The sequence below is a fragment of the Streptomyces sp. NPDC023157 genome (assembly GCF_055560575.1).
Window position 1 is genome coordinate 820,397 of sequence record NZ_JBVHIL010000002.1, and the last position, 20,250, is coordinate 840,646.

A 20,250-nucleotide genomic window follows, 5' to 3' on the forward strand; every position below is an offset into this window, starting at 1 on the left:
CTCCTCTCGGGACGGGGCGTCTGGTCGGGGGTGGGGTCAGGGGAGCGGGGGGCCGGGCGAGCGGGGTACGGATCCTGGGGCGGGTACGGAGGGGACGCCGGCGCTCCCGGCGGCGAGCGCCAGGTCGGCGGCCTCGCCGATCAGCGCGCTCAGGCTGGAGCGGGGCACGTACTGGAGGGTCATCGACAGGTCGAAGGCGTCCCGTTTCTGCACGCTCTGCGCGAACCGCAGGTCGGTGATCTGCATGTCGAGGCTGAGCGTGAGCCCGCAGACGACGGGGATGCCGGTGGCGGCGAGGGTCGGGCCGGCGGCGGAGAGCAGCGCCCGTGAGGTGAGCGCGAGCACCTCCAGGGCCTTCTTCGTCGCGAACCGGTCCGGGCCGAGCAGCACCGCCTCGACGGTCAGGGTCTTGGTGGACGGCTGGGTGGCCTGGGAGAACCGGCTGCCCAGGATCCGTTCGACCCGGTACCCCTCGGTCATGGTGATGCTCTGCACGTACAGCAGGGGGATCGTGCCGACGAGCACCTTGTCCGCCACGGGCTATCCCCGGCTGCCGAGTTCACGGTCGAGTTCCTCGAAGACGTGCGCGGCGATCCGCCGCACGTGGTGGTCCTGGAGGGCGCCGACCACCTCCACCTCCACGGGGAAGTGGTAGTGGACGACCTGGCCGGCGTCGCTCCGGTGGGACACCACGGCCTCGCTGCCGGGGGCGGGCACGATGTACTCGCCCTCGTGGACGAGGGCGATGCCGGTGCGCTCCACCCGGTCGCCGGCGTGGGCCGTCGGTTCGGGGGCGGGGGCGTCGTCGGAGGTCATGGTCAGTCCTCCACGCCGACGTTGAGGGCCATGCAGGTGAAGGTGGCCTGCGGGACGCCGTCGACGGTGATGTTGCTGGGCTGGGCGGCGCTGACCACGCAACGGCTGAACTTGAGCGAGGAGAACGCCCAGTCGTTGCCCTTCTTCTCGGCGACCGCGATGGCGAACTCGCCGCCGTTGACGGCGAGTTCGGTGAGGTCGGCGACGGCCGACGCGATGGCCGGGATGGTGAGCGTGAAGGTGAAGGTGAAGGGCTGGCGCACATAGCCGACGCCGTCCGCCTCCAGGCTGTGGATCACCGTGTGGGGCACGTTGAACGACGGGGAGAAGTTGGTGATCGGAGAGATCGTCCGGCCGGCGAGTTTCACTTCCAGCCGGGTGTTCCAGTCGGACATGGGACGGCTCCTTGGTCGGGTCAGTCGAACTTGAGCGTGATGTTGATGCGGTGGATCGCGCCCGCGTAGTCGACCCGCACCATGGCCTCGGCGGCGCGTTCGGTCTGGGCGGCCTGGACGAGCTGGTCCTCGGTCGGGGTGCGCTGCGGCTTGTCGAGCAGGGCGAGGATGGGGACGACGATCTCGTACGCCTCGATGACCTCGGCCCTGCGCAGGGGTTCGAGGACGGTCTCCATCTCGGCGACGAGTCCGCGCAGGCCGGAGCGGCTGATCCGGAGGTTGCCGATGGTGCCGATGAGCCGGGCCTTGAGCCGGAAGGTGATGTCGTCGACGGTGCGGACGATGTCGATGTACTTCTTGCCGCGGGGGTCGCCGGTGTAGCCCTCGCCGAGGTAGACGCCGGCGCCGGGGATGAGCGGCGGGTCGACCAGCCAGTTGACGCCCTGGCCGGCCGGTCCGTTCGCGGCCTCGGACCCGTTCAGCTTGATGAGGTCCTGGGCGGAGAAGGCCTCGGATCTCACCTTGACCTTCTTCAGGAGCAGCGAGACGTGCGGCTCGTGGCCCGCGATGGTGCCGGCGACGGCCGCGGCGACGTCCTCGTCGCTCTTGTGCGCCACGTACACCATGCGCTCGGTGACGAGGCTGCCGACCACCACGGCCGGGTCGGCGGCGCCCTTGGCGAGCATCGCGACGCCGATGCGCTCCATGCCGTCGGCCACGGGGGCGGTGACGTGCTCGGCCAGCTTCACGATGGCGGGGGTGGGCGTCGGCTGGCCGCCCGTCGGGGTGGTGAGGGTCAGTGCGGTGCCGGCGAAGAGGACCAGCTGCACGTTGACCGTGCCCATCTTGGTGAGCGCGTCGTCGTAGGCGTTGGCCTGGGCGAGCCGTACGCCCCAGACCTCGCTGGGGCCCGGCTCCTGGACGAGGGCCGTCGCGACGGCCTCGCCGAGGGCGCCGGTGGCGATCCTGCGGGCCTCGTTGACGTCGGTGAACAGGTGGGGGACGTTGGGCGGGAGGAAGTCCGCGGGCGGGTTGGCCGGCGGGGTCGCGACGCCGATGATGCCGACGTTGCCGAAGGCACGGACGGCGGGGGCGAAGGGGACGCCCTCGGTCTTGACGCGGACGTAGCGGACGGGACTGTCGGGCATGGGACCTGCTTCCTTCCGGAACGGGGACGGTCTTCGGGGCTCGCCGACCGGCGGCCCGGACGGGTCCTGCGGGCGGCGATCGCGTCAGGTCAGGAACACCGCCGCCATGCCCGCGCCTTCCAGCAGACGCTCGATCTGCGCCCGGGTGAGCCCCGGCTCGGCGGGCGGCGGCGGTACGGGGGCGGGGAAGGCGGCGACGAGCGCGTACGGCGCGACGCGCACTCCGAAGGGCCCGGGCGACAGCGGACGGTCGCGGGCCGCGGCGGCGACCAGTCGGGCCGCCCGCACCGCCCCCGCGACGTCGTCGGCGGCGCCGACCACCACGGCGGCGTCCACGGCGACGGTCCGCCGGTTGGCGGGATGCCCCGGGTCGAAGACGGGCGGCCGACGCAGCTTCACCTCGGTACGGAGGTACTCGCCGGACTCGCGCAGGTCCTCCACGGTGACGAGGCCGTGGCCGCGCATGAACGCGTCCAGGTCCAGGAAGCGGAACTGGGCGCGGAACTCGTCCAGGGTGGCGTACTCGTCGACGGCCTTCACCACGAGGGAGTCGAGGCCGCCGGGGTCGGTCTCGGCGACCACGTCGATCTCCAGCTCGGCGAGGACGTCGATCCACACGGGCTCGGCGGTCTCCCCCGACCAGGAGAAGTCGGCGAGGGTCGTGCCGGGAACGACCTGGCTCCAGTTGCCCCGCCGGGAGTCCAGCGGGAACAGCGGCCACTGGGCCGCGACCTTGCGGACCCGCAGCGCCGCCACCGAGTCGATCCGCTCGTACTCCAGCTCGTGGGTCCGCTCGACGAGGAACCGGGCGCGGGGTTCGAGCAGCGCGCCGAGTAAGGCCGGGTCGGCGAGCCGGGCCACGGCCCGGTCCTGGATGACACCCATGCACGCGTCCTTTCGCGCCGCGGCGGACCGCGGAGCGAGAACGCGGCTCCGGCGTGCGGCAGGACATAGGGACGCACGTCCGCACACCGCGCGACAAGGGCTTCTACTCCGTGCGGAGGAGAAGACACACCGATCGAGCGATTGCGCTCCGATCGGTGTTTTCGAGGGCCTCCCCCGCCCCTTCGGGCGAGCGCGCGAACAGGGCGAGGGGTTGTGCGCCGGAGCGCACGCCCGCCCGCCTCCACGTCAACTCCCCTGCTTCCAGGGCGCCCTGAGGGAACATCACCTCAGGCCGGGCTCACCCCGGTGTCAACACGGGTACCCCCTCAGGCGCGGCCGGCGTCACCCAGCAGCCCGAAGACCGGGCGCAGTCCGTCGGGACGCCGGTCGACGGGGAGGTGGTCGACGAAGTGCACCCGGGCGCCGAGCGCCAGCGCGCCGCCGTCGGCGGTGCGGTCGTCGCCGACCATCAGCGTCTCGGCGGGGGCGAGCCCGAGCCCGTCGCAGGCGAACCGGAAGATGGCCGGGTCCGGCTTCTGGACGCCGACCTCGTAGGAGAGCGCGTAGAGGTCGACCCACTCGTCGAGGCCGTGCGCGCGGAACACCGGCCGGAGGTCCCAGCCGATGTTGCTGACGACGGCGACCAGCACCCCGCCGCGGCTCAGCTCACCGAGCGTCCGCGCGGTGTCCGGGTACGGATGCCAGGCCGCCGGGTCCATGTGCCGGTCGTACAGGGCGCGGACCAGCTCCGGTTCGGTGATCCCGGCCTCGCGGATCAGCCCGGAGTACGCCGCGCGGTGCCGCTCGGCGTCGAGGTCGCGCTCGCCCCACAGCTTCCGCAGCCGGGCCGGCAGCTCGCGCGGTGCCGGGCCGCCGGGCAGCGCCCCGTACCGGGTCAGCCGCTCCACGGCGTGGGCGAACTCGTCGCCGGACAGCCCCACGCCGGCGTCGGACAGGACGGCGTCCAGCCAGTGCGCGGTGGACTCGACACGCAGCAGCGTGCCGGAGAAGTCGAACATCACGCCTTTGATCACCCCCCGATCGTAGAACGCCCGGCCGGGAACTCCGGGAGGCGAGTCGGCGTTATACCCCCCACGGGTATACCGAGGCGGTGTGCCGAGGAGGAGGCAAGGTGCGTACGGAAGACGAGGCTCAGGACACGGCGGAGGGCACGGCGCGGGGCGGGTCCCCGGGCCGGCCACGGCGGCTGGCCGCGCTCCGGCCCGAGCAGGCCACGGGGAAGGCGCGCGAGCTGCTCACCGACATCGTCGAGCGGCACGGCTCGGCCGGCGAGATGGTCTCGACGATGGCCCACTCGCCCGCGCTCATCGAGGGCTATCTCAGCCTGTCCCGGGCCATGAAGCGGGTGAAGATCCCCCGGGCGCTGAGCGAGAAGCTCTCCCTCGCCGTCCAGGAGTGGATCGGCTGCGGCACCTGCCGCGAGGCCCACGTGGCCGCCGCCCTGGCCGCCGGGCTGAGCGAGAGCGACATCGAGCTGGCCCGCCAGGGCACGTCCACGGACGCCCGCGAGGCCGCGCTGATCGCGGTCGCGCTGCGCGTGCTCGTCGAGCCGAGCGCCCTGGGCGACGAGGACGTGGCCGAGCTGCGGGCGCACGGGTGGAGCGACCGGATCATCGCGGAGGTCGTCGGGGTGGTGACCCTCAACCTGCTGACGGGGGCGTTCAACCTGCTCGCGGGGATCCAGCCGGAGGAGGACGCGGCGGCGGGCTGAGCGGGCCGCTGCCACGGGAACGGCGGACCAGGGCCGCCCCGGAACGATCCGGGGCGGCCCGCTTCCCGCGTCTGAGGCCTCGGTCGGCCCGGCGTGTGTCAGTGCCGCTCGGCCAGGTCCCGCTCCGCCGCGTACCCCGTGGCCCCCGACACCGCGCGCCGCTTCGCGCCGGCCGGCTTCGTCCCGCAGAAGGCGGCGTCCAGGGTGCCCATGAGGGCCGTGTTCGCGGCTCCGTGGTTGGAGGTGTTGGCCAGGGCCGACAGGCTGCGGCGGCCGTCGCGGGTCGAGAAGGCGTACGTGTAGTAGCCCTGGACCGTGCCGGTGTGGCCGTACACCTGGGTGCCGCAGGACAGGTCGTAGCGGCGCAGGCCCAGGCCGTAGAAGCGGGTGTTCGTGGTGTCCGTGGGGGTCACCGTCGTCATCGCGTCCAGCATCGGCGCGGAGAGGAGGCGGCCGCGCATCAGGGCGCCGGTGAAGGTGTTCAGGTCGGCCGGGGTGGAGATGACCGCGCCGGCGGACTGGGCCCAGGAGACCGTCTGCTCCGTCGAGTCGACGAGCGGCGCGCCCTCCTCGTCGGGGTGCAGGTAGCCGTTGACGTGCAGGCCCTTGATGGCGGTGTCCGGGTGGACGTACGAGGTCCCGCGCAGGCCCAGCGGCTTGAGGATGCGGCGCTCGTACGCGTCGGCCACCGGCCGGCGGGTCAGCTGCTCGATGAGCATGCCGACGACCACGAAGTTGGTGTTCGAGTACGCGTAGGCGGCGCCGGGCTCGGTGGTGCGGGGTTCGGCGAGGGAGAGGGCGACGAGGTCGCGGTAGCCGAAGACCTTGTTCCGTACCGCTTCGAAGCCCGGCACGGTCTGGTTGAACATCGCGTCGGTGTAGTCGGCGAGGCCACTGCGGTGGGTGAGCAGGTGGCGCACGGTGATGCGGGCGTCGGGGAGCAGGCCGGGCAGGTACCGGTCGACCGGCGCGTCCAGCTCCAGACGGCCCTCCTGCACCAGTTGGAGGAGGACGACGCTGGAGAAGGTCTTGCTCACGCTGCCGATGCGGAACCGCGCGTGGAGGTCCATGGGCGCGCCCGAGACGCGGTCGCGGACACCGGCGGTCCGGCTGCGGACGCCGTCGGGGCCGCTGTAGCGGGCCATGGCGCCGGGCGCCCCCTGGGCCATCGCGGAGTTCAGGGCGGCGGCCACCCCGTCCATGTCGGGGGCGGGGGCGGGGGCGGGAGGGGGCGCGACCGCGGTCGCCGGGGCGGCGGTCGCGGGGAGCGCCGGGGCCACGGCTCCGGCGAGGGCGGCGATCAGGGTGGCGCTCAGGGCGGCCAGGTGTCGGTGCGACGGCAGGGGCACGGCGGATCCTCGGCTTCTTCGTTCGGCGCGGTGTCGGCGCGGTGTCGGCGCGGTGTCGGCGCGGTGCGCCGCGGGCGTCGGTCGCGACCGCGGGCACCATGGATCATGAGTGCCGGATGTCGCGATCGCTTTCGGACACGCGGGAACGATGAGGAGCGACCGGGATCGGCCGGGATCGGCCGGGGTCCGCCGGGTGGACCGGACGGGCCCCGGCGGGCCGTCCGGCGCGTCAGACGCGGTCGGCCGCGATCAGCACGTACTGGAAGGAGCCGTCCTTGTACGAGTTGATGAACGCCTCCTCGATGCCCGTGACCAGCGACGACGTGGCGCGCAGCTCCCAGTAGGGCAGGGTCTCGGGGGTCAGGTCGATGACCGCCTGCGGGACGAGGCGGTTGTCCGCCATGGCCTTCAGGTACTCCCGGCGCGAGTGGATGTTGCACTCGAAGTGCGCGTTGATCTGGGAGACCCACTTCGACGGCTGGCCGTAGCGCGGGTTCCAGCAGCCGGTGATGGTGACGTAACGGCCGCCGACGGCGAGGACCCGGGAGTGCTCGGCGAACAGGTCCTCCAGGTCGACGTACATGCTCGACTCGTTGTTCCAGGAGCCGGCGGCCTGACCGGTCTCGAACGGCATGTCGAGCATGTTGCAGACGCGGGCGTGCACGTGCTCGTCGATGCCGAGCTCGGCGGCGCGCCGGTTGGCGAAGTCGGCCTGCTTGGCCGAGAGGGTGACGCCCTCTACCTTGGCGCCGAAGCGCTGGTGGGCCATGACCATCGAACCGCCGCGGCCGCAGCCGGCGTCCACGAGCATGTCGTCACGCCCGATGGAACCGAGGTGGTGCAGCAGGACGTCGGCCTGGGCCGACTCCAGGCGGTGCAGCTCGGCGATCAGCTTCTTCTCGTACGCGCTGTCCTGGACGTCGCCGAGGGCGGCCCGGTCGATGTCGCCGATGCCGTAGTGGTGGTGGTAAAGGCCGTCGACATCGCCCAGCTTCAGGTTGACCGGCCGGGCCTCCGCGTCCCAGTACCGTGCGATGTCACCCTGGTACGGCGAGGCCGGGGAGGGGACGAAGGCGGCGGAGGAGGCGCTGTCGAGGGTGGTGAACTCGGTGCTGGTCACGGGTGAATCCATTCTCTCAATTACCAGAAGTCGGGAAGGCTGTACCGATAGGTGTTGGTCTGGTGCCAGTAGTGGTTGCCGTCGACCCACACGGCCACCCCGCGCAGGAAGCGCAGCACGGACGGCAGGGGGCATGCGGCGGCCAGCTGGGCGCTCTCGGCCTCGAAGGCGCGCATCAGGTCGTTGTGGACCTCGATGGCCTTCAGATAGGCGTCCTTCTCGGAGAGGCCCTCGCGCTCGGCGATCACCACGGGCAGGTTCAGATGCTTGCCGGGGCTCGCCAGCTCCTTGGTGTAGGAGTAGAGGTCGTTGACGATGGTGCTGGCGTTCCCGGCGAGCGCGAGCACCCGCTGCATGGCGGGCTGGGCATGCAGGTCGGCCGGCAGCTCGTAGCCGCCGACGCTGTCGGTGATGGTGGGGCAGGGCCGGAAGTTGTTGAACTGGCGCATCGCCAGGTACTCCCACACCTCGGGCGTGTGGTCCGTCTCCGCCCAGGCCCCCTCGGCGAGGTATCCCATGTGCAGCCGGGCCATGTCGTGCCGGAACCGGTCGGCCTGGGAGGGGGTGGACTGCTTGACGAAGTACTCCATGGCGGAGCGGTACGCGCGCCGGGGGGCGTCCGAGCCGAGCGACGCGGCCCACGGCTCGTGGTACTCGGCCGGCACGTGCAGCGGGTCCAGGGCGGTGTGCGCGAGCAGCAGACGCCCGCCGAGGCCGATGGGCGAGCCCCCGTGGTCCTCGCAGTACATGTCGTCGACGGCGTTCTCGGCGACCATCAGGCGCGTGGCGAGCATCAGGTGCTCGACGGTGGGCGCGTCCGGGTGGCAGGCGACCATGTAACGCCCGACGGAGAAGCCGTCGAACTCGCCCTCCCAGTCGTGGGGGAACAGCTCGACCTCGTCGACGGCCCAGTCCTTGATCCGGCGGCTGACCTCTGCCACGCGTACGGGATCGGGCTCGGGCACCGGGTGGTAGTAGAGGCCCGGGACGTGCAGCGCGTCCACCGGCGCCGCCGGCTCGGGCGACGCGGGTGGTACGGGTGGTACGGGGGCTTCCGGCGGGTCCGGCACAGCGACCGGTTCGGGCACCGCGGCCGGTTCCGGGCGCCGCGCCAGGGACAGCGTGCTCGTACCGAGACCGCTGGGCCCGCGCAGGATCCGGTCGATGGGTGAGAGCTGAGCGGGAGGCGCGGGAGGAGTGGTGGGCGGAGGGGCGGGGAGGGAGACGGGGGGAAGGGGGGAAAGCCCGGGGTCGGGCATCCGTGGCTCCTTGCTGAGGTGAGTGGGCTGTCCCCGGCTCCCGGACATGCTCGCCCGGCCCGGGAAGGTCCGGGCCGTGTCGCGGCCGTCGGACGGATCCTGTGGTCGCGCCCTTCGGTCGCGCGCTTCCTTCGCGCCGCTCAGTCGCGGCGGCGGGCGATCTGGACGTTCTCCAGGACACCCAGCGCGTCGGGCACCAGGACGGCGGCCGAGTAGTAGGTGGTCACCAGGTACGAGATGATCGCCTGCTCGCTGATGCCCATGAACCGCACGGACAGGCCCGGCTCGTACTCCTCCGGAAGGCCGGTCTGGCGCAGGCCGATGACGCCCTGGTTGTCCTCGCCGGTACGCATGGCGATGATCGAGCTGGTGTTGTCCTTGCTGATCGGGATCTTGCTGCACGGCAGGATCGGCACCCCGCGCCAGGCCGGGACCGCCTGTCCGCCGAGGTCGACGTGGTCCGGGTAGAGCCCGCGGGCGTTGAACTCGCGGCCGATCGCCGCGATGGTGCGCGGGTGGGCGAGGAAGAGCCTGGTTCCGCGGCGGCGGCAGAGCAGCTCGTCCATGTCGTCCGGGGTGGGCGGTCCGGAGTGGGTCTGGATGCGCTGCTTGAAGTCGGCGTTGTGGAGCAGTCCGAACTCGCGGTTGTTGATCAGCTCGTACTCCTGGCGCTCGCGCAGCGCCTCGATGGTGAGCCTGAGCTGTTCCTCCGTCTGGTTCATCGGCCCGTTGTAGAGGTCGGCGACCCTCGTGTGGACCTTCAGCACGGTCTGGGCGACGGAGAGCTCGTACTCGCGCGGCTTCAGCTCGTAGTCGACGAAGGCGCCGGGCAGTTCGTACTCGCCGACGTGGCCCGCCGACATCGCGATCTCGGCTTCGCCGTGCTTGTTCTGCCGCTGGAGCGGGAGGGAGCTGAACTCCTGGATGTGGGTCTGGAGGCTCGGCGCCGAGGAGAGCACGGCGGCGAAGTCGGCCCGGGAGAGCGTGAGCAGGGTGCCGGAGGTCTCCGCGGTCGCGGTGTAGTCCCACCTGGCGTCGGCGTCCAGGAGGGCGTTCTCGCCGAACGGCTCGCCGTCCGCGAGGACCGCGACGGCGATCTCGTCGCCGTACTTGCCGGCGGAGGTCTGGCTGATCCGGCCGTGGGCGATCAGGTGGATCTTGTCGGCGGGCGCGCCCCGCTCGACCAGCACCTCGCCGGCGCGGAACTCGCGCTGCTCGCAGCGGTCGGCCAGGGCGGTGAGCACGTCCAGGTCGTCGAAGTCCCGCAGCAGGGCGAGTTCGCCGAGCTCCCGTGGGATCACCCGGACGGTGGCGCCGTCCTGGACGAACTCGATGCGCCCGTCGCCGACGGTGTAGCTCAGCCGGCGGTTCACCCGGTAGGCGCCGCCCTTGGTCTCGACCCAGGGGAGCATCCGCAGCAGCCAGCGGGAGGTGATCTCCTGCATCTGCGGGGCGGACTTGGTCGTGGTGGCGAGGTTGCGGGCAGCCGCGGTGCTCAGGCTGGACTGCGGCCGGGATGGCTCCAGCCGGGCTTCCGCGCCGGTGTCAACGGTCATCGGGCGAGCTCTCCTTCACGAAGGCGGTGACCGGCACATTCCTGTGCAGATCACCGGAAGAGGGGAACAGCGGGGGAAATCTCTGGGAATCGCCCCAGATCCCGGGGAACAGTAACGGCCTGGAAGACCGGCTCACCCCGTCGGACCGGGGGCATTACCTCGAACCGGTGATCTTGTTGCGCGCGGGGTTTATCCTGGTGAATGACGACATTCCAGCCATCCGACAGGAACGGCGGCGCACGGACCCGTGGCATAGTCCGGAATGCGCCGGAGGGCGTGTGCCGACCTATGCGCCAGATCCGGCCAGGGAGCGCACGCGCATGCTTCACCCCGCTCGAATGGCCGTGCTGTGGCGCGGAGTTGCCGAGAGGGGCGTACGGAAGGCGTACCGCCCCGGCCCTGGCGACGCCCCGGAGCGGGCCCGGGCGACGCTCCGTACGGGTATACGAGCGCGGCACGAGACGTTTCCCGGGTCTTCACATGGGACACCTTCCGGGTTGGCATGGACACTTCTACCCTTCGGTTGCACCGCCCCCAAGCCATCCCCCCCTCAACCGGAGGTAGCCGTGTCCGGCGCGCCCAGACAACGCCGCACCGCCCTTCTTTCCGCCCTCGGCCTCGCGGCCGCCTCGCTCGGCCTGTGGGCCGGTTTCGGCGGGACGTCCTCGGCCCAGGCCGCGGCGACCGTGCCCACCCCGGACCACGTGGTGGTCGTGGTCTTCGAGAACCACGCCTACAGCCAGGTCATCGACAGCTCCAGCGCCCCGTACATCAACTCGCTGAAGACCGGCGGCGCCAACCTGACCCAGTCGTACGCCGAGACGCACCCGAGCCAGCCCAACTACTTCGCGCTGTTCTCGGGTTCCACCCAGGGCATCACGGACGACAGCTGCTACACGCCCGGCTTCTCGTCCGCGCCGAACCTGGCCTCCGAGCTGATCGCCGCGGGCAAGACCTGGGGCAGCTACAACGAGACGCTCCCCAGCCAGGGTTCGACCACGTGCAGCAGCGGCAAGTACGCCCGCAAGCACAACCCCTGGTTCGGCTTCTCCAACGTGCCGACCTCGTCGGCGTACACCTTCACGCAGTTCCCGACCGACTACACCAAGCTGCCGCAGGTCTCCTTCGTCGTCCCAAACCTGTGCAGCGACATGCACGACTGCTCGGTCGGCACCGGTGACACCTGGCTGAAGAACAACCTCGGCGCCTACGCGACCTGGGCGAAGACCCACAACAGCCTGCTCGTGGTCACCTTCGACGAGGACAACCGGCTCGCCGGCAACAAGATCCCGACCGTGTTCTACGGCCAGCAGGTCACCCCGGGATCGACCTCCGCGACGACGTACAACCACTACAACCTGCTCCGCACGATCGAGGACATGTACGGCACCTCGCACGCCGGACAGGCCGCCAACGCGACCCCGATCACGGGCATCTGGACTCCGTGACGTGTACGTAGCGGACAGTCGCAGCACCCCCGCGACACCCGCGCCCGCCGCCCGGAGCACCCGCTCCGGGCGGCGGTCCGCCGTCGCCCCCACGGTCCTCGCCCTCGGCACGGTCAGCCTCATCACGGACGTGTCCTCGGAGATGGTCACAGCCGTGCTCCCGCTCTACCTGGTCGCCGGGCTCGGCCTCTCGCCGCTCGGCTTCGGCCTGCTCGACGGCGTCTACAACGGCTTCAGCGCGCTCGTGCGGCTGGTCGGCGGGCATCTCGCCGACCGCGGCGGGCGCCACAAGACGGTGGCCGTCCTCGGCTACGGCCTGTCGGCCCTGTGCAAACCCCTTCTCCTGGTGGCGGGTTCACTGCCGCTGATCGGGGCCGTGCTGGCCGCCGACCGCACCGGCAAGGGCCTTCGGACCGCGCCGCGCGACGCCCTGATCTCGCTGGCCTCCCCCGCGGAGTCCCGCGGCCGGGCGTTCGGCGTGCACCGGGCGATGGACACCGCGGGTGCCCTGATCGGGCCGCTCGTCGCCTTCCTGATCCTCCGCCAGGCCGTGGACGGCTACGACGCCGTGTTCACGGTCAGCTTCTGCGTGGCCGCGGTGGGCGTCCTGGTCCTGGTCCTCTTCGTACCGTCGCGCCGGCACCGGCCCGCGGCCACCCCCGGCGGGGCGCCGGCCGGCGCCCCGCGCGCCTCCCTCAAGGCGGCGCTCGCCCTGCTGCGGATCCACGAGGTCCGCCGACTCGCCCTCTGCGCGCTCCTGTTGGGCCTCGCCACGGTCAGTGACTCGTTCGTCTATCTGCTGCTCCAGCGGCGCCTCGGCGTCTCCGACCAGTGGTTCGCGCTGCTGCCGCTGGGCACCGCGGCCGCCTTCCTGCTGCTCGCCGTGCCACTGGGGCGGCTCGCCGACCGGATCGGCAGCCGGCGCGTCTTCCTCGGCGGGCACGCCGCCCTGCTCCTGGCGTACGTCGCGCTGCTCAGCGGCTGGCACGGCACCGCGCTCCCCTACCTGGTCCTCGCCCTGCACGGCGGCTTCTACGCGGCGACCGACGGCGTCCTGATGGCCGCGACCGCCGGCTGCGTACCCGCCGAACTGCGCTCCTCCGGGCTCGCGTTGGTCCAGACTGGCCAGGCGCTCGCCCGCTTCGGCTGCTCGATCGCCTTCGGCGCCGCCTGGAGCGCGTGGGGCGACCGCACCGCGCTCGGCACGGCGACGGGCGCGCTCGCGCTGTGCGCCGCGGCCGCGTTCGCCCTCCTCCCCACGCCCTCGCGCGCCGCGACGGACGCGAAGGACCCGAAGGACCCGAAGGAAGAGCCCGCATGACCCTGCGCATCAAACTGCTCGTCCTGCTGACGGCGCTGGCCGTGCTCGGCGGCGTGGCCGCGGCCTCGCTGCTGCACGCCTCGGACCGGGCCGCCGAGAAGGACCGGACGCAGGCGGGCGGCCCGCCGGTCGCGTCCGGGCGGGTCGCCCTGACGCCCGACGCGAGACGCCGGATCGTCTTCCGGAACATGGCCTGGGGTCCGCACCGCGACGAGCTGGCCACCGTGCCGGCCGCCGAGCCGGGCGGCCCGCGCACCGCGTCCGGGGTGAAGTGCCTGCGTTTCCATGCCGCCGCCGGAACGGGCATCTGCCTCCAGGCCGAACGCGGCACCGTGGAGGACGCCTACCGGGCGGTGGTCCTGGACGCGGGCCTCAAGGAGCGGGCGCACTACGCGCTGCCCGGCATCCCCACCCGCGCCCGGGTCTCCCCGTCGGGCCGGTTCGTGGCGTGGACGGTGTTCGTCGGCGGCGACTCGTACGCGGGCACGGACTTCTCCACCCGTACCGCCGTCCTGGACACCCGGACGAACCGGCTCACGGCGTCCCTGGAGGAGTTCACGGTGGTCAAGGACGGCAGGGAGCACCACGCCGCCGACACCAACTTCTGGGGCGTCACCTTCTCCCGCGACGACCGGCACTTCTACGCGACGATGGCGACCGGCGGGAAGACCTACCTCGTGCGCGGCGATCTCGGCGCGCGCACCGTCACCACCCTGCACCAGAACGTCGAGTGCCCGTCGCTCTCCCCCGACGAGACCCGGATCGTCTACAAGAAGCGCGTCCCCGGCGCACCCGCCGACGCGCCCTGGCGGCTGTACGCCCTGGACCTGTCCACCTTCCGCGAGACGCCGCTCGCCGACCGGCGCAGCGTCGACGACCAGGCGGTCTGGCTGGACGCCCGCACGGTGGCCTACTCCCTCCCGGGCGACTTCGGCGCCGACCTCTACACGGCCCCGGCCGACGGCACCGGCGCCCCGAAGCGCCTTCTGACGGCCGGTCTCGCACCGGTCGCGCTGGGAGGGGCGGGGGAGACCCGGTAGGCCCACGGGCGGGCGATTGTGACGTGCGCTTTTCCATCGCATGTCAGCTGCCTTGGAATCCTTCCGACGGCGCCGATCGCGACACAAGATGATGAGACACCGGGTCTCGTTCCCCTCCGATTCAGAGGGGGACCGGGCCCGGCGTCTGTCATCAGCACCGCGCCGCCCTGATCGGCCGCGCGTGCCCGCCCCTCAGAAAGCACGTCGCGCATGCGCAGAACCGGCACACCCCCGCCGGCCCCCCGTAAGGCCTCCCCCGCCGCCCCTCGTACCGCGTCCGTCGCCACGACGCGCGGGAAGGCGGGGTCATGCTCCGTCACGTGATGCGCAGGACGGCCGGCTGGCTGGCCATGATCGTGGTCGCCACCAACGTCACGTACGTGCTCGCCGCCTGGTTCCTCGACCCCAGGTCCAACTACAAGGACACCCGCCCGGTGCGCTCCGAGGCGGAGATCGACCAGGCGCTGGCGCCGTACAACCTGGACCCGCGGGTGCCGATGGTGGACCGCTGGTGGCAGTGGTTCGGTGACGTCGCGCTGCACTTCGACTGGGGGAAGTCCCCGGTCGGCGCCCCGGTGAACTCCGAGATCGGGTTCCGGGTGCTGGTGAGCGGGCAGCTGGTCACCGCCGCCACGCTTCTGTCGGTGCTCATCGGCGTCGGTCTGAGCGTGTCCACGGCCTCGCGGCAGTACGGCTGGTGGGACCGGATCACGCAGCTGGTGTCGGTGTTCCTGTTCAACATCCCGACCGCCGTCGCCGCGCTGGGCGTGGTCCTCGTCGGCATCTGGCTCAACCAGAGCCTCGGACTGCGCTTCCTGTACGTGGCCGGGGAGAAGTCCCCCACCGTCGAGGGCCTGCTGCCGACGCTGGTCGACCGGGTGCAGCACCTCGTCCTGCCGACGCTGAGCCTGACCCTGCTGGGGTACGTGGGCTACCACCTGACCCAGCGCACGCTGCTGCTCGACGCCATCGGCTCGGACTTCGTGCGCACCGCGCGCGCCGCCGGGCTGACCCGCTCCCAGGCGATCCGGCGCCACGCGCTGCGCGCCTCGCTGATCCCGACCGCCACCTCCGTGGCGTTCGGCATCCCCGCCATCTTCACCGGCGCGGTCATCACCGAGACCGTCTTCGGCTGGAACGGCATGGGCCAGTACTTCATCCAGACCATCGGCAAGAACGACGTGCACGGCACGGTGGCGGTGGCGGCGTTCGGCGCGGCCATGACCGCGATCGGCGCGATCCTCGCCGACATCGCCGTGGTCCTCCTCGACCCCCGGGTGCGGGTGAGCTGAGCCATGACGACACTCCTGACGTCCCCGCCCGGGCCGCGTGCCCCCGGCGCCGGGCGGCTGTACCTGCGCCGCTTCGCCCGCAATCGCGCGGCCCTGCTCGGTGTGGCGCTCTTCGTGCTCCTGGTGCTGTTCAGTGTGCTCGGCGGTCTCCTCACCCCGTTCGCGTACACCGACGCGGACTTCACCGCGCTCACCCAGCCGCCGGGCGCGGCCCACTACTTCGGCACCAACCAGGGCGGGAACGACGTGTACGCCGAGGCGGTGCACGGGCTGCGGCGTTCGCTGGTGATCGCGGTGAGCGTGTCGGTCCTGACGATCGTGCTGGCCTCGGTGATCGGCGCGGGCGCCGCGTACCTCGGCGGGCGGGTGGAGAAGCTGACCCTGGCGGTCATCCACTTCCTGCTGGTGGTCCCGTCGTTCCTGATCCTCGCGCTGGTCTCGCACCGGCTCGCGGGCGACTGGCGGGTGCTGATCCTCGTGCTCACCGTCTTCGGCTGGATGACGACCGCGCGGGTCGTCTGGTCGCTGTCCACGTCGCTGCGCGAGCGCGACTACGTGCTGGCCGCCGAGTTCATGGGAGTGCGGCCGTGGCACATCGTGCTGCGGCACATCATCCCGAACCTGGGTTCCCTGCTCGTGGTCAACCTGACCCTCGGGGTCGTCGCCACCGTGCTCAGCGAGACGGCCCTCTCGTTCCTCGGCTTCGGGGTCCAGACCCCGGACGTGTCGCTGGGCACCATGCTCGCCGACGGCTCGGGCAGCATCACCAGCGCCCCGTGGCTGTTCGCGTTCCCCGCCGGCCTCGTCGTGCTGCTCACGGTGTCGATGACGCTCGTCGGCGACGGGCTGCGTGACGCCCTCGACCCCACCTCCGTATCGGCGGCCTCGGGAGGCACGCGATGACGTTCACCCTCCTGCCCGCCCCCGAGTCGCCGCCGCACGGCACCGGGCCCGCTCCGGTCCTGTCCGTGCGGGACCTGAGGATCTCCTTCCCGTCCGAGGCGGGGGACGTCGAGGCCGTCCGCGGCATCGGCTTCGACCTGCTGCCCGGCCGGACGCTGGGCATCGTCGGCGAGTCCGGCTCGGGCAAGTCGGCGACGGCGATGGGCGTCATGGGTCTGCTGCCGCCGACCGCCCGGGTGTCGGGCGAGGTGCTGCTCGGCGGCCGTGACCTGGTCGGTCTGGACGACGCCCGGCTGTCCCGGGTGCGCGGCAAGGACATCGGGATGGTCTTCCAGGACCCGCTGTCCGCGCTGACCCCGATCTTCTCCGTCGGCCGCCTGCTGTCCGACGCGCTGCGCGTCCACCAGGACCTGACGAAGCAGGCCGCGTGGAAGCGCGCGGTGGAGCTCCTCGACCTGGTCGGCATCCCCGAACCGCAGCGCAGGGCGCGTGCGTTCCCGCACGAGTTCTCCGGCGGAATGCGGCAGCGCGTCGTCATCGCCCTGGCGATGGCGAACTCCCCCTCCGTCATCGTGGCCGACGAGCCCACCACCGCCCTCGACGTCACCGTGCAGGCCCAGATCCTCGACGTGCTGCGGACCGCGCAGGCCGAGACCGGCGCCGGGCTCGTGCTGATCACCCACGACCTGGGTGTCGTCGCCGGGTACGCCGACGACGTCGCCGTGATGTACGCCGGGCGGATCGTGGAACGGGCGGGCGCGGACGAGCTGTTCCGGCGCCCCACCATGCCGTACACGATCGGGCTGCTGGGCGCCGTGCCCCGCCCCGACGCCCCGAAGGACCGCCCGCTGGTGCCGATCGGCGGCGAACCCCCATCGCTGGTGGCGCTGCCGGCCGGATGCGCCTTCGCCGACCGGTGCCCCGCCGTGCTCGACCGCTGCCGGACGCACGAACCGGCGGAGACTCCCGTCGCCGGACACGGGCAGGTCGCCTGCCTGCGCGCCGAGGAGATCGCCGACGGCCGGCTGGACGCCCGCACGCTCTTCCCGGCGGCGGAGGAGAGCGCCGGCGGGGGCGGTGCGGCGGGGGGCGGTGCGGCCGGAGGCGGTGCGGCCGGAGGCGGTGTGGCCGGGGACACCTCAGCCGCGGCGACCGCCGCCGCGGGCGGGGCGCCCGGCGAGACGGTGCTGCGGGTGTCGGGCCTGACCAAGACCTTCCCCGTCACCAAGGGCGCGTTCCTGAAGCGCCGTGTCGGCACGCTCCACGCGGTCAGCGACGTCGGGTTCGAGCTGCGGGCCGGGGAGACGCTGGGTCTGGTGGGCGAGTCCGGCAGCGGCAAGACGACGACGCTCCTGGAGATCCTGCGGCTGAGGCCGCCGGAGGGCGGCCGGATCGAGGTGACCGGCACGGACGTCGCCGCCCCCGGCTCCGCCGAGCGGCTGCGGGAGCTCCGCGGCGCGGTGCAGATCGTCATGCAGGACCCGATGGGCTCCCTCGACCCGCGGCTCCCCGTCTTCCAGCTGCTCGCCGAACCGCTGCGGGCCGTCGGTGCCGACCGGCCGGCGATCCGCGCCCGGGTGGCCGAACTCCTGGGCCTGGTGGGCCTCGACGCCTCGCTCGCGGACCGCTTCCCGGGCGCCCTGTCCGGCGGGCAGCGGCAGCGCGTCGGGATCGCCCGCGCCCTGGCGACCGAGCCGCGGATCGTGGTCCTGGACGAGCCGGTGTCGGCCCTGGACGTGTCCGTGCAGGCGGGCGTCGTCAACCTGCTCGCCCGGCTCCAGCGCGAGCTCGGCCTGGCGTACCTGGTCGTCGCGCACGACCTGGCCGTGATGCGGCACTTCGCCGACCGGATCGCCGTCATGTACCTCGGGCACATCGTCGAGACCGGCAGCACCGAGGAGCTGTTCGGGAACCCCCGGCACCCGTACACCGAGGCCCTGCTCTCGGCGATCCCGGTGCCCGACCCGCGGCGCGAGCGCTCCCGCGAGCGGATCGTGCTCGAAGGCGAGCAGCCGAGCGCGTCGAACCTGCCCCCGGGCTGTGTCTTCGTCGACCGCTGCCCGCTGTACCGGCTGCTCGACGACCCGGCCCGGGAACGCTGCCGTACGGAGCGGCCCGCCCTCGGCCCGGTGACGCCCGGCTCCGGCCACCACCACGCCTGCCACGCCCGCTGACCTCGGGCCCACCCCGGCGGCACCGCACCCCTTGGTGCCGCCGCCCCCCATGAAGGAATGAGGATCCACCCCGCCATGCGATCGAGAATCGCCGTCCCCACCGCCGCGCTCACCGCGGCCCTCGCGCTCGCCGTCTCGGCGTGCAGCGCCTCCGGCTCCGGCACCACGGACTCCGGCAAGGCCCCCGGGAAGGGGGCGGCCCCCGCCGCGGCGTCGGCGAAGGTCGACTACAACCCCCAGCCCTACGACAACGTCAAGGACGGCGGCACCTACACCACCGCGGGCACCATCGACGACCAGGGCAACCCGTTCAACGCCAACGCGACGCTCACCGCCAAGCGCGTCTGGTTCTGGTACAACCCGGACGTCATCACGTACTCCCCCACCGGTGAGGCGCAGTACAACCCGGACTACCTGAGCGACGTGAAGGTCACCGTCACCGGCGGCGACCAGCGCGTGGTCCTCAGCCTCAACCCGAAGGCCACGTACAACGACGGCACCCCGATCGACTGGACGGCCGTCGAGGCGACCTGGCGGGCGAACAACGGCAGGGACAAGAAGTACAACGCGACCGACACCGAGGGCTACGGCCACATCACCTCGGTGACGCGCGGCGCGGACGACAAGCAGGCCGTCATCGACTTCAAGGGCACCGCCCCCTGGTGGTCGAGCCTGTTCACGACGTTCCTGCACCCCAAGGCCGCCACCGTCGCCGGCTACAACGACGCCTACGTCAAGAAGGTCCACCCCGAGTGGGGCGCCGGGCCGTACACCGTCGGCGCGTTCGACGCCAAGGCCGGCGACCTCACCTTCGTGCGCAACCCCAAGTGGTGGGGCAAGAAGGGCAAGCTGGACAAGCGCGTCTACGTCAACCTGGAGTCGGACGCCGCGGCCAACGCCTTCAAGAACGGCCAGATCGACTACACCTCCGCCGGCGACGCCGAGGGCCTGAAGCGCCTCTCCGGCGTCCAGGGCACCGGGATACGCCAGGGCGGCAGCCCCTTCGCGTACTCCTTCTACGTCAACGCGAAGTCCCCCAACCTGGCGGACGTCCAGGTGCGCAAGGCGCTCCTGGAGAGCATCGACCGGTCCCAGATCGCCAGGATCCAGTTCCAGGGCCTGGGCGACTACAGCGAGCCGCTGCCCGGCTCGCTGCTGCTCTTCAGCTTCCAGAAGGGCTACTCCGACAACGTCGGCGCGGTGATCAAGCACGACCCGGAGGGCGCCAGGAAGACCCTGGACGCCGCCGGCTGGAAGCCGGGCGGTGACGGCATCCGCGAGAAGGACGGCCGGAAGCTCACCGTCACGTACACCCTGCGCGGCGGCGACCCCCTGGAGAAGGCCACCGCCGGCGCCCTCGTGCAGATGCTCAAGCCGGTCGGCATCCAGGTGGAGCTCAAGACCTCCACCGACGCCGACTTCGCCAAGATCCTCACCGAGCGCAGCTTCGACATCTTCCTCGTCGGCAACCGCTCCCCCGACCCGTTCGGTGCCCGCTACCTGTGCGAGTTCTACTGCACCGACAGCGGCTCCAACATCGTGGGCATCGGCAGCCCCGCGCTCGACAAGGAGATCCACGCCGTCTCCGCGATCGCCGACCCGGCCCGGCAGACCGCCCGGGCCAACGCCGTCGAGCGCGAGGCACTGGCCGAGTACGGCTACCTGCCCCTGTTCAGCGGCCCGTCGATCTACGGCGTGAAGAACGGCCTGGCCAACGTCGGCGCCACCATCTTCGGCACCCCCCTGCCGGAGACCGTGGGCTGGCAGAAGTAACCCGGCCGGGACCAGCGTGTCCCGGCCGTACGCGACCAC

General features: G+C 72.1%; 18 protein-coding genes. 8 read left to right on the forward strand and 10 right to left on the reverse strand.

All coding sequences use genetic code 11. The features are described 5' to 3' along the window. Nucleotides 1-36: 36 nt before the first annotated feature. The 6 genes from ACZ3ZE_RS09255 to ACZ3ZE_RS09280 all read right to left on the reverse strand — a co-directional run bounded on the left by ACZ3ZE_RS09255 (nt 37) and on the right by ACZ3ZE_RS09280 (nt 4,263). Complete coding sequence (locus ACZ3ZE_RS09255; RefSeq protein ID WP_361178548.1) at nt 37-537, reverse strand: hypothetical protein; 501 nt, start codon at nt 535-537, stop codon at nt 37-39. Between the two features lie 3 nt (nt 538-540). Next, nucleotides 541-816, reverse strand: coding sequence for a hypothetical protein (locus ACZ3ZE_RS09260; protein WP_467258192.1), 276 nt, complete (start codon nt 814-816; stop codon nt 541-543). Nucleotides 817-818: 2 nt separating this feature from the next. Continuing rightward, a complete protein-coding gene (locus ACZ3ZE_RS09265; protein ID WP_055645540.1) occupies nt 819-1,211 on the reverse strand; it encodes a hypothetical protein in 393 nt (130 codons plus the stop codon). Nucleotides 1,212-1,231: 20 nt separating this feature from the next. Further along, on the reverse strand, nt 1,232-2,359 hold the full coding sequence (locus tag ACZ3ZE_RS09270; RefSeq protein ID WP_363291660.1) for a hypothetical protein: 1,128 nt from the start codon (nt 2,357-2,359) through the stop codon (nt 1,232-1,234). 84 nt (nt 2,360-2,443) lie between these two features. After that, nucleotides 2,444-3,244: a hypothetical protein gene (locus tag ACZ3ZE_RS09275; RefSeq protein WP_467258193.1), complete on the reverse strand. Its 801-nt coding sequence runs from the start codon at nt 3,242-3,244 to the stop codon at nt 2,444-2,446. Nucleotides 3,245-3,570: 326 nt separating this feature from the next. Beyond that, on the reverse strand, nt 3,571-4,263 hold the full coding sequence (locus tag ACZ3ZE_RS09280) for an HAD family hydrolase (RefSeq protein ID WP_361178654.1): 693 nt from the start codon (nt 4,261-4,263) through the stop codon (nt 3,571-3,573). 113 nt (nt 4,264-4,376) lie between these two features. On the opposite strand from ACZ3ZE_RS09280, the gene ACZ3ZE_RS09285 reads away from it, so the two are divergent. Next, nucleotides 4,377-4,976, forward strand: coding sequence for a carboxymuconolactone decarboxylase family protein (locus ACZ3ZE_RS09285; RefSeq protein ID WP_361178557.1), 600 nt, complete (start codon nt 4,377-4,379; stop codon nt 4,974-4,976). A gap of 98 nt (nt 4,977-5,074) precedes the next feature. Here the strand turns inward: ACZ3ZE_RS09285 and ACZ3ZE_RS09290 are convergent, their stop codons facing one another. The 4 genes from ACZ3ZE_RS09290 to ACZ3ZE_RS09305 all read right to left on the reverse strand — a co-directional run bounded on the left by ACZ3ZE_RS09290 (nt 5,075) and on the right by ACZ3ZE_RS09305 (nt 10,260). Continuing rightward, nucleotides 5,075-6,325 (reverse strand): serine hydrolase domain-containing protein, encoded by a 1,251-nt coding sequence (locus ACZ3ZE_RS09290; RefSeq protein ID WP_467258195.1) that lies wholly within the window; start codon nt 6,323-6,325, stop codon nt 5,075-5,077. A 229-nt stretch (nt 6,326-6,554) separates the two neighbouring features. Next, entirely contained in the window at nt 6,555-7,457 is a 903-nt protein-coding gene (locus tag ACZ3ZE_RS09295; RefSeq protein ID WP_442304036.1) for a geranyl diphosphate 2-C-methyltransferase, read from the reverse strand. Nucleotides 7,458-7,465: 8 nt separating this feature from the next. After that, nucleotides 7,466-8,752, reverse strand: a complete 1,287-nt coding sequence (locus tag ACZ3ZE_RS09300) for a family 2 encapsulin nanocompartment cargo protein terpene cyclase (protein ID WP_467258197.1) — start codon at nt 8,750-8,752, stop codon at nt 7,466-7,468. A 92-nt stretch (nt 8,753-8,844) separates the two neighbouring features. Continuing rightward, a complete protein-coding gene (locus tag ACZ3ZE_RS09305) occupies nt 8,845-10,260 on the reverse strand; it encodes a family 2B encapsulin nanocompartment shell protein (protein WP_361178568.1) in 1,416 nt (471 codons plus the stop codon). A gap of 566 nt (nt 10,261-10,826) precedes the next feature. Between ACZ3ZE_RS09305 and ACZ3ZE_RS09310 the strand changes: the two genes are divergently transcribed. From ACZ3ZE_RS09310 to ACZ3ZE_RS09340, 7 genes are all read left to right on the forward strand, one after another. Next, on the forward strand, nt 10,827-11,708 hold the full coding sequence (locus ACZ3ZE_RS09310; protein WP_361178571.1) for an alkaline phosphatase family protein: 882 nt from the start codon (nt 10,827-10,829) through the stop codon (nt 11,706-11,708). Nucleotide 11,709: 1 nt separating this feature from the next. Next, on the forward strand, nt 11,710-13,029 hold the full coding sequence (locus ACZ3ZE_RS09315; protein WP_363291664.1) for an MFS transporter: 1,320 nt from the start codon (nt 11,710-11,712) through the stop codon (nt 13,027-13,029). Beyond that, nucleotides 13,026-14,069, forward strand: a complete 1,044-nt coding sequence (locus ACZ3ZE_RS09320) for a TolB family protein (protein ID WP_361178577.1) — start codon at nt 13,026-13,028, stop codon at nt 14,067-14,069. Before ACZ3ZE_RS09315 ends, ACZ3ZE_RS09320 begins: the two co-directional genes overlap by 4 nt. 308 nt (nt 14,070-14,377) lie before the next feature. Beyond that, nucleotides 14,378-15,361, forward strand: a complete 984-nt coding sequence (locus ACZ3ZE_RS09325) for an ABC transporter permease (protein WP_467258199.1) — start codon at nt 14,378-14,380, stop codon at nt 15,359-15,361. Between the two features lie 3 nt (nt 15,362-15,364). Then, nucleotides 15,365-16,264, forward strand: coding sequence for an ABC transporter permease (locus ACZ3ZE_RS09330; protein WP_361621578.1), 900 nt, complete (start codon nt 15,365-15,367; stop codon nt 16,262-16,264). Beyond that, entirely contained in the window at nt 16,261-18,438 is a 2,178-nt protein-coding gene (locus ACZ3ZE_RS09335; protein ID WP_467258202.1) for a dipeptide ABC transporter ATP-binding protein, read from the forward strand. The genes ACZ3ZE_RS09330 and ACZ3ZE_RS09335 overlap by 4 nt, the downstream gene beginning before the upstream one ends. A gap of 75 nt (nt 18,439-18,513) precedes the next feature. After that, nucleotides 18,514-20,211 (forward strand): ABC transporter family substrate-binding protein, encoded by a 1,698-nt coding sequence (locus ACZ3ZE_RS09340; RefSeq protein ID WP_467258204.1) that lies wholly within the window; start codon nt 18,514-18,516, stop codon nt 20,209-20,211. Nucleotides 20,212-20,250 lie beyond the last annotated feature (39 nt).